Annotated in this window: 11 protein-coding genes; 5 read left to right on the top strand and 6 right to left on the bottom strand. The window is 60.6% G+C overall.

What is annotated here, in order from left to right; all coding sequences use genetic code 11:
• On the top strand, positions 1–1,037 hold a 1,037-nt coding region (locus tag NW856_RS03865; protein WP_414399190.1), incomplete at its 5' end, for a putative PEP-binding protein.
• 81 nt (positions 1,038–1,118) lie between these two features.
• Positions 1,119–2,363 (top strand): dihydrolipoamide acetyltransferase family protein, encoded by a 1,245-nt coding sequence (locus tag NW856_RS03860; protein WP_414399187.1) that lies wholly within the window; start codon positions 1,119–1,121, stop codon positions 2,361–2,363.
• A 91-nt stretch (positions 2,364–2,454) separates the two neighbouring features.
• Here NW856_RS03860 and lipA read toward each other — a convergent pair whose 3' ends face one another.
• On the bottom strand, positions 2,455–3,348 hold the full coding sequence (gene lipA, locus NW856_RS03855) for a lipoyl synthase (RefSeq protein ID WP_414399185.1): 894 nt from the start codon (positions 3,346–3,348) through the stop codon (positions 2,455–2,457).
• 174 nt (positions 3,349–3,522) lie between these two features.
• On the opposite strand from lipA, the gene tkt reads away from it, so the two are divergent.
• Positions 3,523–5,523 (top strand): transketolase, encoded by a 2,001-nt coding sequence (tkt, locus tag NW856_RS03850; protein ID WP_414399184.1) that lies wholly within the window; start codon positions 3,523–3,525, stop codon positions 5,521–5,523.
• Positions 5,524–5,930: 407 nt separating this feature from the next.
• Here the strand turns inward: tkt and NW856_RS03845 are convergent, their stop codons facing one another.
• A complete protein-coding gene (locus NW856_RS03845; protein WP_011432750.1) occupies positions 5,931–6,059 on the bottom strand; it encodes a hypothetical protein in 129 nt (42 codons plus the stop codon).
• 184 nt (positions 6,060–6,243) lie between these two features.
• Here NW856_RS03845 and NW856_RS03840 point away from each other — a divergent pair, with 184 nt between their 5' ends.
• Together NW856_RS03840 and NW856_RS03835 are read left to right on the top strand one after the other, a co-directional pair.
• Entirely contained in the window at positions 6,244–6,729 is a 486-nt protein-coding gene (locus NW856_RS03840) for a hypothetical protein (protein WP_414351942.1), read from the top strand.
• 322 nt (positions 6,730–7,051) lie between these two features.
• A complete protein-coding gene (locus tag NW856_RS03835) occupies positions 7,052–8,101 on the top strand; it encodes a hypothetical protein (RefSeq protein WP_414399182.1) in 1,050 nt (349 codons plus the stop codon).
• Between the two features lie 81 nt (positions 8,102–8,182).
• Here NW856_RS03835 and NW856_RS03830 read toward each other — a convergent pair whose 3' ends face one another.
• From NW856_RS03830 to infB, 4 genes are all read right to left on the bottom strand, one after another.
• Positions 8,183–8,470 carry a hypothetical protein gene (locus tag NW856_RS03830; RefSeq protein ID WP_414399180.1) on the bottom strand — a complete coding sequence of 96 codons (288 nt, stop codon included), beginning with the start codon at positions 8,468–8,470 and terminating at the stop codon, positions 8,183–8,185.
• 18 nt (positions 8,471–8,488) lie between these two features.
• The gene (locus NW856_RS03825; protein ID WP_414399178.1) at positions 8,489–9,106 is read right to left on the bottom strand and encodes a hypothetical protein; all 618 of its coding nucleotides are present in this window, start codon (positions 9,104–9,106) and stop codon (positions 8,489–8,491) included.
• A gap of 21 nt (positions 9,107–9,127) precedes the next feature.
• The gene (locus NW856_RS03820; RefSeq protein ID WP_414399176.1) at positions 9,128–10,957 is read right to left on the bottom strand and encodes a proline--tRNA ligase; all 1,830 of its coding nucleotides are present in this window, start codon (positions 10,955–10,957) and stop codon (positions 9,128–9,130) included.
• A gap of 126 nt (positions 10,958–11,083) precedes the next feature.
• On the bottom strand, positions 11,084–13,966 hold the full coding sequence (gene infB, locus NW856_RS03815) for a translation initiation factor IF-2 (RefSeq protein WP_414399192.1): 2,883 nt from the start codon (positions 13,964–13,966) through the stop codon (positions 11,084–11,086).
• Positions 13,967–14,063 lie beyond the last annotated feature (97 nt).

Genomic DNA, 14,063 nt, shown 5'->3' with positions numbered 1-14,063 from the left:
CCATTTCCTGCGCCGAGGGAGAAGAAGGGCGGGTTTATCCCGGCTTGCTGCCCTATGAAGTGAGCGAGATCCCCCTGGAGAAGCTGCCCCGTCCCCGCACCCAACTGATGATGAATGTGGGCAACCCCGAAAAAGCCTTCGGCCTCAGCGGGATCCCTTGCGATGGGGTCGGGCTGGCGCGGCTGGAGTTCATCATCGCCAACCACATTCAAGTCCACCCGCTGGCTTTGCTCAACTATGAGCAGGCGGTGAAGGAGGAGCCTCGCCTGGCGGAGCTGACCGCCCAATATCCCGATAAGCCTGAATACTTTGTGGATAAGCTGGCCCAAGGGGTGAGCACCATCGCCGCCGCCTTCTATCCCAAGCCGGTGATCGTGCGGCTGTCGGATTTCAAAAGCAACGAATATGCCCACCTGCTGGGGGGATCCCGCTACGAACCCCACGAGGAAAACCCCATGATTGGCTGGCGGGGGGCCTCCCGCTACACGGATCCCCGCTACCGTGAGGGCTTTGCCTTGGAGTGTCGGGCCATGAAACGGGTGCGGGATGAGATGGGCCTGACCAACGTGATCTTGATGATCCCCTTCTGCCGCACGCCGGAAGAGGGGCACAAGGTGCTGGAGGAGATGGCCCGCCATGGCCTGGTGCGGGGAGAAAACGGCCTGCAGGTGTACGTGATGTGTGAATTGCCCAGCAACGTCATCCTGGCCGACGCGTTTTGCCAGATCTTCGACGGCTTCTCCATCGGCTCCAACGACCTCACCCAGCTCACCCTGGGGTTAGACCGCGACTCAGCCCTGGTGGCCCATCTTTTTGACGAGCGCCACGAGGCCGTCAGGCGGATGATTGCCCAGGTGATCCAGACGGTGAAAAGCCATGGCCGCAAGATCGGCATCTGCGGGCAGGCCCCCAGCGACTACCCCGACTTCGCCCGCTTCCTGGTGCAGGCAGGGATCGATTCCATCAGCCTCAACCCCGATTCCCTGTTGAAAACCCTGCTGGTGGTGGCCGAAGCAGAAGCGGCTGGCGCCCGGTGAGCCCAAAGCCGGCCCAGGGACGTGCGCGGGGATCCCGTCTCCTGAGTTACAATCTCTTCTGCTGTGTTCCCATCCCCACCGATGATCCACGAACTCTCCATGCCGGCCCTCAGCTCCACCATGGAAACGGGCAAGATCGTCACCTGGCTTAAGAACCCCGGCGACCGCGTGGAGAAGGGAGAAAACATCCTGGTGGTGGAGTCCGACAAAGCGGACATGGACGTGGAGTCCTTCCACAGCGGCATCCTGGCCAGTATCCTGGTGCCGGCAGGGGAATCAGCCCCGGTGGGCGCCCCCATTGCCCTGATTGCCGAAAGCGAAGCGGAAGTGGCCCAGGCCCAGGAAAAAGCCAAGGCCCTCTCTGCCGGAGCTGCCCCTGTGGCACCCCCTCCCGCAGCTCCATCAGCCAGCCCTGCTCCTGCTCCCACCCCTGCCCCCCAAAATGGATCGGGATCCCAGCGGATCGTGGCTTCTCCACGGGCGAAAAAACTGGCGGAGAGCCTGGGGATCGATCTGCGCACCGTGCGCGGCTCTGGCCCCAACGGTCGCATCGTCGCTGAAGACGTGGAGCGAGCTGCGGCCCTTTCCGCTCCTGCAGTGGCTGCCCCCTCTGCCCCAGCCCCTACGTCCCCAACTCCTGTGGCTGTCCCCTTGGGAGAAACGGTTCCCCTCAGCACTTTACAAGCGGCGGTGGTGCGCAACATGAACGCCAGCCTTGGCGTGCCGGTGTTCCACGTGGGCTACACCATCACCACCGACAACTTGGATCAGCTGTACCAACAGGTAAAGCCTAAGGGGGTGACCCTGACGGCCCTTTTGGTCAAAGCGGTGGCCCTGACCCTGGAGAAGCATCCCCTTTTGAATGCCAGCTACACAGAAAACGGCATCCATTACAAATCGGATATCAACATCGCCGTGGCCGTGGCCATGGAGGATGGCGGGCTGATCACCCCTGTCCTAAAGCAAGCCAACCGGCTGGATCTGTATGAGATCTCCCGCCGCTGGAAGGATCTGGTGGAGCGGGCGCGGCGTAAGCAACTGCAGCCAGAGGAGTACAACAGCGGCACCTTCACCCTCTCCAACCTGGGCATGTTTGGGGTGGATCGCTTCGACGCCATTTTGCCGCCTGGCCAAGGGGCTATTTTGGCCATCGGCGCTTCTCGCCCCACGGTAGTAGCGACACCGGAAAAAGCGATTGCCATCCGTTCCCAAATGCAGGTGAACCTCACCTGCGATCACCGTGTCATCTACGGCGCCCATGCAGCGGCCTTCCTGCAAGATCTGGCCCAGTTGTTAGAACAAAATGTGGGATCCCTGACGTTGTAGCCGCCCTGAAACCCGGCCTTGAGCCAATCTCAGAGTAGGGTTCTTCTCTCGCGCAACCCACAAGGTCGGGCAGCCGGCGAGGCCCCAGCGCTCAGGAGCTCCTCCTGGGAAAGCGCTGCATCAACTCTTGCACAGCCTCGGCATGGTAGGAACTGCGGGTTAGGGGCGAAGACACCACCTGCAAAAAGCCCAGTTCCTCTCCCACCCGTCGCCAATGGTCGAACTCTTCGGGGGGAACGTAGCGCTCCACCGGCAGGTGTTTGGGGCTGGGCGCCAGGTATTGGCCGAGCGTGAGGATGTCACAACCCACCCGGCGCAGATCCCGCATCACCTGCAAGATCTCCTCGGCAGTTTCTCCCAGGCCCAACATCACCCCCGACTTGGTGTACAGGCCGGGACCCCATTGCCGTGCCAACTCCAACAGCTTGAGGGAGCGCTCGTAATTCCCCTGCGGGCGTACACGGCGATAGAGGCGGGGCACCGTTTCGGTATTGTGGTTGAGCACCGTCGGTCGGGCGGCCAAGATCTGCTGCAGCGCCTGCCAGTTACCACATAGGTCTGGGATCAGGACTTCGATGGTGGTCTGGGGCATGCGGCGGCGGATTTCCGCAATGCAGGCCACAAACTGGCTGGCTCCCCCATCGGGCAGGTCGTCCCGATTCACCGACGTAATCACCGCATGGCGCAATCCCAAGCGTTCCACTGCTTCTGCCACCCGCAGGGGTTCAGTGGCATCCAGGGGCAGAGGGCGTTTGGTGAAGTCGATATCGCAGTAGGGGCAGGCGCGGGTACAGGCCGGGCCCATGATCAAAAAGGTGGCGGTGCCGTTGGCAAAACACTCCCCCAGGTTGGGACAGGAAGCCTCTTCGCAAACCGTGTTCAGGCCCAAGTCCCGCAGCAGTTGTTTGACGGATCCCACCCGTTGAGGGGCCTTGGCCCGCAGCCAGGAGGGTTTGCCGCCAGGAGAAGAAGAAACAACGGTCAAAGAAGTGCTCCAACACAAAACAGCAGCGACGGTATCACTCAGCTTAGCCTGCCATTTGGCCCCCTTGAATTTGGACAAAGCCAATTTCCCGGCCCAATTGATCCCTGCCGCCTCGGAAGCACGACCCAAAACGCGGCATACTGGAAAGCAAATGTCGAGCGATAGGGATCCCACATGGTTGTTGCTGCTCCTCCCTCTCTGGAACAACTTGCCATCAACACGATTCGCTTTTTGGCGGTGGATGCTGTTCAGAAGGCCAACTCCGGCCACCCTGGCTTGCCGATGGGAGCAGCACCCATGGCCTATGTGTTGTGGCAGCAGTTCATGAAGTTCAACCCCCGCAACCCCAAGTGGGTGGATCGGGATCGCTTTGTGCTCTCGGCGGGGCATGGCTGCATGCTGCAGTACGCGCTGCTGCACCTAACCGGCTTCGATGTAAGCCTGGAGGACATTAAGCAGTTCCGCCAGTGGGGATCCAAAACCCCCGGCCACCCGGAAAACTTTGAAACTCCGGGGGTGGAGGTGACCACCGGCCCGCTGGGGCAAGGGGTGGGTAACGCGGTTGGGCTGGCGATTGCCGAGGCCCATCTGGCCGCCCGCTTCAACAAGCCCGGCCACACCATTGTGGATCACTACACCTACGTGATCTTGGGGGATGGCTGCAACATGGAGGGGGTGGCTTCCGAAGCAGCTTCTTTGGCCGGCCACCTGCAACTGGGCAAGCTGATCATGCTCTACGACAGCAACCACATCTCCATCGACGGCAGCACAGAAATCGCCTTTACGGAAGATGTGGGCAAACGCTATGAAGCCTACGGCTGGCATGTGCAAAAAGTAGAGGATGGCAACCACGACTTGAAAGGGATCGCCGAGGCCATCCAGAGAGCCAAGGAAGTCACCAACAAGCCGTCCTTGATTATTGTCGAGACCACCATTGGCTACGGATCCCCCAACAAGGCCGGCAGCGAGAGCGTCCATGGGGCACCCCTGGGGCCGGAAGAGGTGAAGCTCACCAAACAAAACCTGGGTTGGCCTCTGGAGCCGGAGTTTTACATTCCCGACGAGGTGCTGGCCCACTTCCGCCAGGCCATCGAAAAAGGGGCCAAAGCCGAAGCAGAGTGGAACGAGCGCTTCGCCGCCTACGAGAAGGCTTACCCCGAAGAGGCCGCCGAGTTCAAGCGCATCATGGCCGGGGAGCTGCCGGTGGGCTGGAAAGAAGCGCTGGCCCCCATTGCCGAAACCGGCAGAGAATCCACCCGCAACCTCTCCAAGTTTTGTCTGAATGCCTTGGCCAAAGCGGTGCCGGAACTGCTGGGGGGATCCGCAGATCTCGCCCACTCCAACATGACTTATCTAAAGGGGATCCCAGAGTTTCAGGCTGGATCTTACGAGGGGCGCAACTTCCGCTTTGGGGTGCGGGAACACGGCATGGGAGCCATTGCCAACGGCATGGCGCTTCATGGAGGTCTCATCCCTTACGACGCCACCTTTTTGATCTTCACCGACTACATGCGGCCTGCCATCCGCCTGTCCGCCCTCTCGCAGGTGCGGGTGCTGCACGTCATGACCCACGACTCCGTCGCCTTGGGGGAAGATGGCCCCACTCACCAGCCGGTGGAAACTTTGGCCTCCCTGCGGGCCATTCCCAATCTCTATGTGCTGCGCCCGGCAGATGCCCGCGAAACGGTGGGATCCTACCAGGTGGCCCTAGAAGCCAAGACCACCCCTTCTGTGCTGGTGTTTACCCGGCAAGCCGTCAACCCGGTGGAGGGCACCTCTGTTGAAGGCGTAGCCAAAGGGGCCTATGTGGTGGTGGATGCCCCCAACCCAGAGCTGATCTTGATCGCCACCGGCTCTGAACTGGAGCTGGCAGTGAAAGCTGCCGCCCAACTGAAGCAGGAAGGCCGGGCGGTGCGGGTGGTCTCTATGCCCTGCATGGAGCTGTTTGAGGCCCAGCCCCAGAGCTACCGCGATTCCGTTCTGCCCCCCAACGTCACCAAGCGCGTCTCCGTCGAGGCAGGTTCCACCTTCGGCTGGCACAAGTACCTGGGGTTTGAGGGGGTGGCCATTGGCATCGACCGCTTTGGCGCCTCTGCCCCCGGCCCGGTGTGCATGGAGAAGTTCGGCTTCACGGTGGAAAACGTGGTCAACACTGCCCGCCGGCTGCTGGGCTGAGGGCACTTTACCCCTTCCTCGGCGCTTTCAAGGGGCTCAGCAGGGATCCCTTCTCTGCTGGGCTTTTTTCCCTGTTGAGCCTGCTGCCCAGCGGCGTGACCCGGACAGGCGTAGCGAACCTCGCATCAACCAATCAGCAGGACTTCCAAAGCATCCGGATCTGCTTCTTTCTGTAGGGCAGCCATGGCGGAGAACGCAGTCGAGGGCGGCTTCCTGCCCCGCAGACAACACCTTTGCCTTGAGGACATCTTCAACCATGGCGGGGATGATCCTTGAAGGCAAGTTGGAAGTCGAGCAGGCTGCCACCATCGCCTTGAAATCGCCTTGAAGAAGAAACTTTGGCTTCCGCCGCCGTGCTGAGGTGCTTGTGCCGGCTGCAGACACAAACAGCTTTGCCTACTGTTTGCCTACTGTAGGAACCCCGCCAGTAAAATCACCGCGGCTCCCACGGCAGCCAAAATCGTCAGCGCCCGGCCCGCGTCGGCACTGCCCTTCCACGAGAAGTTTTTCTCCGACTTTTTCGGTTCTGCTGGCATGGCCATGCCTCCCTTTGCATTGCCAACTCTAACTTAACTTCCCCCCCACGGGATCTTAGCTGGTTGGGGCATACCCTGGAAAAAACAGCAGCCATCTGGCCCGGCCAGCCGTTTTTGGGAACAATACAAGCAGGCAAGGGATCCAACTCCCACCAGTCTGGAAGCACATCCTGAGGCGAAAGCCATGAGCTATGCAGAACGGAGCAAAAGAATGGTTTTGACGTTGGCGACTCTGCTGGGCGGCTGGGTTGGCGGAGGGTTGTTGCAGGGATCCCTCTGGGTTGCCGCTCAGCCTACTTTTCAGACAGTGCCGTTGCCGCGCCTGCCTGTGGGTGTCGATCAATCGGTCTTCGATCGCCCGGTAGCCCGCTTTAACCCCAACCTACCTGCCGAGCTGGTGATCCGCAATCGCACAGGTCTGCCTTTGGAATACGGCTTTACCGATCCCCGTCAGAAGGTCTCGGAACTGCCTGCCGGCGAAACGTTGCGCCTGAGCAACCTGCTGATCCCCAACTGCATGGCCATCAACACGCCGATGTTGGCTCCTGTGGGCTACCAGGTGAGCGTGGATTCTTTCAACGTGATCACTGTAGAAGTGCGCCTGGTCAACGATGTCTCCGGCGACCACTGCCTCGATCTGCAAGCGACAGGGGCTATTTTTGTGAATTGAGATGAGCTGATACCCATCGATTACCCATCGAACACAAGTTAAGTCAAATCCTTCAAAGGGATCCCTTACATCCTCACCTACAGTCATCTTCTGGCCTTTGCCAGGATGGACGTGGGATCCGGCACGGCAGATGGCAGTTGACTTTGCCCGGTTTTGACGTTGGAATTGACTCTATTGGGGAGCCAATCAGAGGTTTAGGCGTATCGACAGGGGCCATCCCCTGTGACAGGATGCGAACAGGATATCGAGGCCGATATTCTCCTGGACTCTGTTTGCCTGTGCGGTCCGCCTGTACTCTATATTTTTTCTTGCGGATGGTCTCATGAGCGATAACTTGTATTCCTGGTTTCCCCGGGCCTTGGTGATTGGCGCTGCGGTTGTGGGGTTGTCGAGCTTGCCTGCAAGGGCTCAGCAAATTACGGATCCCAGCCCAGCTCAAGCGGCCACCAATGTTGAACCTACCTCCCCAATCTCGGCTTCTTTCCGCAGCCAAGATGGCGTCAGCGTGCGCCCGGAAACGGTGAGGGTTTTTGTGGATGGTCAAGATGTCACGTCCCAGTCGGTGATCACCCGCGATTTCTTCACCTATCGCCCTGCCCAACCTCTGCCGCCGGGGCGTCGGGAAGTCTTGCTGGAGTTCACCAATACCCAGGGGGTGACCCGCCGCGTGACCTGGAGCTTCACTGTGGGCAGCCCTGTCCGCGCTTCCATCGACTTAGTGGATCACAATGCCGGCAGTCGCCCCTTGGCAGCCGGGGAAATCCTGCTGGTTACCGTCAAAGGTACCCCTTCCAGCCGGGTAACGGTTTACCTCATCCAGGATGGACGGCAAGTGCAAACCTTGCCGGCTCAGGAAGTTTCCAGCGGCACCTATGTAGTGAACGCCCTAATCGAGGCGAAAGATACCACCCGTGAGGGGATCGTCGTCGCCCGCTTGGAAAATGGCGGCCAAGTGCGCTTCATGACCGCCGAACAACCGGCCCGCCTGATCGAAGGGGCCACCGGGGGCATCCAGCGGCTGACCACCCAAGAGGTTTCCGCCACGGTCAGCGCCCCCGGCCCACTCTTGCCTCAGATCACCAACCTGCGGGATGGGGATCGGGTTTCCGGCTCTTCGTTTACGCTGCAGGGCACTACAGCTCCCAATGCTTCGGTGCGGGTGAATGTAACGGCTTCTACTTCTCTGGGCGGCATCATCAGCGCCCAACAGACCGTGACCAACCAAACTGTGCAGGCAGATGCCCAGGGCCGTTTCACCATCACCGTTCGGCCTCCCATTCCGGCCTCTGGCACGGTGTATCAGGTGAATCTCACGGCCACTTCCGGCAACCAAACCAGCCCAACGGTAACCCTGCGCCTTACCCAGCAGTAGGGGTTCAAGGGATCCCAATCCATCCCGATAGCCTTCCCCCCACCCATCAAGGGATCTGGGCAGCCTTCCATGTCCAGCAGTTCAGACTTCCCTCTCTTCTCCGGGAGAGGGGCTGGGGGTGAGGGCCTTATCGTTTTCCATTGCCAGGGATCCCTTGTCGGCTGGCAGGGGAGTTTTTGAGAGAGGAGACTGTAGTTGCCAGCGCCACAGGAGCCCGGCCACGATCAGGGTGGGCAAAACGATCATCCCGATCACCACCGGTATTTGCTCCGGCAAGGCCAAGTAAGGGCCACCATACTTGATGGCTATGCTGATTCCGGCGGCAGCCAGCATCAACTTCAGGGCAAACCAGACTGTTTTTTGATTCATGACTTATGGTCACTAAATTCACGATGGGCTGGGGTTGCTGACCATGGCAGTGAGAATGCCGGCAATGGTTTCCAGCTCCTCAGGTACTCGATACAGCGTTAAGTCTTGTTTGATCATCTGCTGATGGGCAAGAATTTGTCCGAACTGCCAGATAGACCCCATCGTCACTGCACCGTAGATCTGAGCCTGCTGCTCCACCTGCGCCAGGGCAATCATTTCTACAGCCATTTGCACAAAGGCCCGCGTTAGATCGTCCTTTTTGGCTTCAACCACCAGCAGGATGTTCTTCCCTCGCAACAGATAATCGAGGCTGCCCTTCAACCAATTGTTGACCATCAGGGGATACTCCAGCCGCAAAGGAACTCGACAATGGAGAGCCACTTCGGTCAGCACAGGAGCCACCAGCAATTCCCGCCGCGCTGTTTCGCTGGTGAGGCTAACCAAAGGTAACAATTGTCGGATCCGATCTTTCAGAACTGGGGTTTGAGGTGGAGCAGGGGCAACAGGCCATGTCCACTCCCCAATTTCCAGTCGATAGCCAAACTGAGCCAAGATTTCATCCGGCTCGTAGGGCATCTCAAAATAAGAGGGAAAAGTATAGGATTCGTCTTCTTTAAGAATGGAGATGTTCAGCATGGAGTTCAGGAGAAACCACGCTCAGTCTGGCACAGCTAGGGCTGCTTCAATCCGCTCTTTCAGGGTGGTCACCACTTCTTCAATGGGAATTTCCGTGGCTTGGCCGCTGGCCCGCTCGCTGAGTTCCACCTTGCCTTGTTTGAGGCTGCGCCCCGTGGTGAGGCGATAGGGGATCCCGATCAGATCCGCATCTTTGAATTTCACCCCGGCCCGCTCGTCCCGGTCATCCCAGAGGGTCTCGATGCCGGCAGCAGCGAGATCTTGCACCAGTTTTTCCGCCACGCTCATCTGCTCGGCGTCGGAGATGTTGGGCACCACCACCACTACGTGATAGGGGGCAATGGCCACGGGCCAGATGATCCCGTTGGCATCGTGGGACTGTTCCACCGCCGCCTGGGCCAAGCGGGATACCCCAATGCCATAACAGCCCATCCAGAGGGGCTGCTCGGATCCCTGTTCGTCGGTAAAGGTGGCCCGCATTGGCAGCGAGAACTTGAGGCCTAGCTGAAAGATATGGCCGATCTCGATGCCACGGGCCGTTTCCAGAATCTGGTCGGGGTTGAGCAAACACCGATCCCCCGCTTGCGCTTTGCGCACATCCACCACTTCCGGCAGGGGATATTGCTCGCCCCAGTTGGCCCCCACCACGTGTCGCCCCACGTGGTTGCTGCCGGTCACAAAGTTCTGCAGCAGAGCTGCCGTCTGGTCGGCCAAGCGCAGGATCTGGGGGGCAAGGTTTTTTTGCCGGCCCAGACAGCTATCCGGCAAATCAGGAGCGATGTAGCCCACCGGGATGGGATCCCCCTGCCAACTGTTTTGGATCTCGGCATCGGCCAAGGCGAGCTTGAGCAGCTTGTTGGCTTGGTAGCGCTCTGCCAAGCGGCTGAGGTGGTTGGCCAGTTTGACCTCGTTGACTTCTTGATCCCCGCGGATGCTGAGCAGCACTGCCACCCGCAGGCCGTTGTCGTAAAGGGCTTGGTAGAGGACGTTTTTAACGATCAGGGTAGAGGAGATTTTTAGGAAAGCGGCCAGCTTCTCGATGGTTTCGGTTCCCGGCGTATCCAGAACCTGGAAGGCGGTGTAGGGAGACTCTGCCGCTGGCGGCGGGATGGAGACGGCCTTCTCCACATTGGCAGCATAGGAGCCATCGGGCGTGTAGAGAATCTCATCTTCTCCGGCAGAGGCCAGCACCATAAACTCCTGCGAGGCCGCCGATGGCCCCCCGATCGCCCCGGCATCAGCATCCACCACGCGAAACTCCAGCCCACAGCGCCTGAGGATGCGGCTATAGGCTCGGTACATATCTTGGTAGGTCTGGCGCAGGCTTTCCTCGTTGGCGTGGAAGGAATAGGCGTCTTTCATGATGAACTCCCGCCCTCGCATCAGGCCAAAGCGGGGTCGAATCTCATCCCGGAACTTGGTCTGGATCTGGTAGAGCGTCTGCGGCAACTGGCGATAGGAGCGGATGAGATCCCGGGCCAGCAAGGTGATCACCTCCTCATGGGTGGGGCCTAGGGCCTGCTCACGTCCCTGGCGATCCTTAAGGGCAAACATGATCCCTTCCGCCTGGGTGTACACCTCCCAGCGGCCCGACTCCCGCCAGATCTCTGCCGGCTGCAGCTGGGGCAAAAGACACTCCTGAGCGCCGATGGCGTTCATCTCCTCCCGGACAATCTCCGAGATCTTTTGCAGCACCCGCCAGAGGAGCGGCAGATAGGTGTAGATCCCTGGGGAGAGCCGCCGGATAAAGCAGCCCCGCAGCAGCAATTTGTGGCTGGGCAGCTCGGCCTCAACGGGATCCTCCCGCAGCGTTACAAACAGCATCTGGCTCAGTCTCTGGCTTTGTTGCATCCATTCCCCCCTCTGAGGACTCCGTCCCGCTTACGCGATCAGCTCAAATTTTCCCTCCCTGTCTGGGATCCTCTGCCCGAGAACACAGGCCTGACCGGCAGGCCAACCTGAAGTGCCTTGATGAAGCTAGACAGAGGCCAGCGTCCGCCGCTTGGTGACCATCTGGTACACCTCGATGATGTCGCCTTCCTGCCAGGATTGGAACTTGTCGATGCCGATCCCACACTCGAAGCCCGCAGCCACTTCCCGCACATCGTCCTTGAAGCGCTTCAGGGAGTCTAGACGTCCCTCGTAAACTACCTCCCCTCTGCGGCGAACTCGCACCAGAGCATTGCGCTGCACCTTGCCCGAGAGCACATAGCTGCCGGCAACCGCACCGCGCCCGATGGGGATCACCATGCGCACCTCCGCCTGACCCAGCGGCTCCTCTACTTCTTCCGGCTCCAGCAGGCCCTCCATGGCCGCCCGCAGATCGTCCAGCAGGTTGTAGATGATGTCGTACTCCCGCACGTCCACGCCCTTGTCATCGGCAGCCTGGCGGGCGCCGGGGGCCAGGGTGGTGTTGAAACCGAGGATGATGGCGTCGCTGGCCGCAGCCAAATCCACATCGGTTTCCGTGATCTCGCCAGGGGCCGCCAGCAGAACCCGCAACTGGACTTCCTCTTGGGGCAAGTCCCGCAACGCTGTCTGAATGGCTTCGGCGGATCCCTGGACATCCGTCTTGATGATCAAGTTCAACTCCTTGAGCTGGCCTTCTTGGGCTTTGGCGGAAACGCTACCCAAGCTCACGCGACGAGACAGCAGCGCCTGTTGTAGACGGGTTTGCCGCAGCACCTCCGCCCGCTCTTGGGCAATGCGACGGGCCTCTTTTTCGTCGGTGTAAACCTGAAACTCATCCCCGGCTGCCGGGACTTCATCCAAGCCCAGCAGTTGTACCGCCGAAGACGGCCCAGCTTCCTGCAACCGCTGGCCGCGGTCGTCCATCATCGCCTTGACCCGACCCAGAACGGCCCCGGCCACCAGGGTATCCCCCACCCGCAGGGTGCCGTTTTGCACCAACAAAGTGGCCACTGGCCCGCGGGCTTTGTCCAAGTGGGCCTCGATCACCGTGCCACGGGCGGGACGGTTGGGATTGGCCTGCAGCTCCGCCACATCGGCCACCAATAGGATCATCTCCAGCAGAGCATCCAGGTTACGGCGGGTGAGAGCGCTCACCTCCACCATGGGCGTGTCGCCACCCCACTCCTCTGGCAATAGGCCGTGCTCCGCCAACTGCTGCTTGATGCGCTCTGGCTGGCTGCCGGGCTTGTCGATCTTGTTAATGGCCACGATGATCGGCACCTGAGCCGCCCGCGCATGGCTAATGGCTTCCAGAGTTTGCGGTTGTACCCCATCGTCGGCGGCCACCACCAGAACCGCGATGTCGGTAACGCGGGCTCCTCGGGCACGCATGGCGGTAAAAGCCTGGTGGCCGGGAGTATCCAGGAAAACAATGCGCCGCTTCTGGCCTTCAAAGTCCACATCCACATGGTAGGCACCGATGCGCTGGGTGATCCCGCCAGCCTCTCCCTGGGCCACCTTGGTGTCGCGGATGGCATCGAGGAGGGTGGTTTTGCCGTGATCCACATGGCCCATGATGGTCACCACCGGCGGACGCGAGACCAGATGGTCGATGTCCTCCACGTCCAGCATTTCGGTTTTTTTAGCCTCGGGTTCTACCTCGGGTCGGCGAATCTCATAGCCCAACTCTTTGGCCACCGACTCGGCCAGCGACTCATCCAAGACCTGGTTGATGGTCACTATCACCCCTTTGAAAAAGAGGGTTTTGATGATCTCAGTTTCGGCCACGCGCAGGCGATGGGCCAATTCCTGAACGGTGAGGCTGCCATCCAAGAGCAACACCTTCTCTTCGGGCAAGGGCTCTGTCCCGCTAGCGCGATCGGCAGCACCAGCCTCAGCGGAGGTGGGTTGCTGCTGCGAACGAGCAGCAGGGCGGGGGCGGGCAGGGGGAGCAGCCGTTGCCGCGGGTGGGCGATAGGAAGGAGGCTTGGCGGTGGGGCGAGCCAAGGGCTTGAGGGCGTTCAGCTCAGCCTGCTTGACCGCTGAAATGATGGTCATGGGATCCAAATCCAAACCATCTCCATCTCCTTCCCCCCGTCTCCGACTGCGTTTGCGTTTGGCTTGGACGCGGGCAGCCCGCCGACTGAGAGCTTGTAGCTCGTCGTCCTCTTCTTCTTCCGTTTTGCGCTTGACCTTGGGTGGGGTAGGTCTTACGGGAGCCTCCGCCAACACTGGGCTGGGACGTTCCCCAGGGATTCTTTCTGGCAAGGGAGAGGCAGCATCTGGGTCAGGGGGAGCCGGCTTGGCCACAGGACGGGTAGGGGGCCCCACCAATTCCATCCGCCGCTGCGGACGAGGAGCTTCACCGACTTTGCTGCTGCTGACACTGTCTTCTTTGGTTGCCGGGGAGCGCGTGCCAGGGCGAACGGGTGCGCTCACCAGTTGTGGACGGGGGCGCTGCGCAGGTGGAGGAGAAGGAGCTTTTTCTTCCGCAGGCTGAGGGGCACGGGCGCGGCTGGGGGATGGTGCTTCTGAAGGGCTGGGGCGACTGAGCTCGGGAGCTTTTTGCGGCGGTTCAGGCCGCTCTGCCGGCGGTTTTGTCCCGGAGGTAGCTCGTTGAGGGGGCGAGAGTACGATTGGGCGCTTGGCCACAGGACTGGGCTCCGAGCCGCTGGCTTTGGCCGCGGCAGACTCAGAGGGAGTGGGAGGGGTTGCCGGCTGAGAAACAGTCTCCGGCTTTTGGGTGGCCTCAGACGAGCGGACAGGAGGGCTAACTTGCCGCCGCGGCGGGCCTATGAGCTGAGCACCACCGCTGGCAGATCCTTTTTCGGGGGAGACTCGCTCAGGTCGAGATGGCGAGGGCTTGGCAGCCGGCGGAGTTTCAGCCGTCTTGGCTTCGCCAACTGGGGCTTGCTGCTGAACGGGCGTGGGCCGACGAATGCCGACGATCGCGCTAGCGGTGCCGGGCGCTTTCTGCTGAGGGCGCTCACTGGCTTTAGCTTCAGCAGGAGGCTCCGGCGGGAGGTTTTCAGATGGGGGTTTGGGC

Origin of the sequence: Synechococcus sp. R3-13, from assembly GCF_047462195.1 — a bacterium.
Taxonomy (GTDB): domain Bacteria; phylum Cyanobacteriota; class Cyanobacteriia; order Thermostichales; family Thermostichaceae; genus Thermostichus.
Note: the sequence above shows the minus strand (reverse complement) of the source record. Positions and strands in the feature narration are given on the sequence as shown.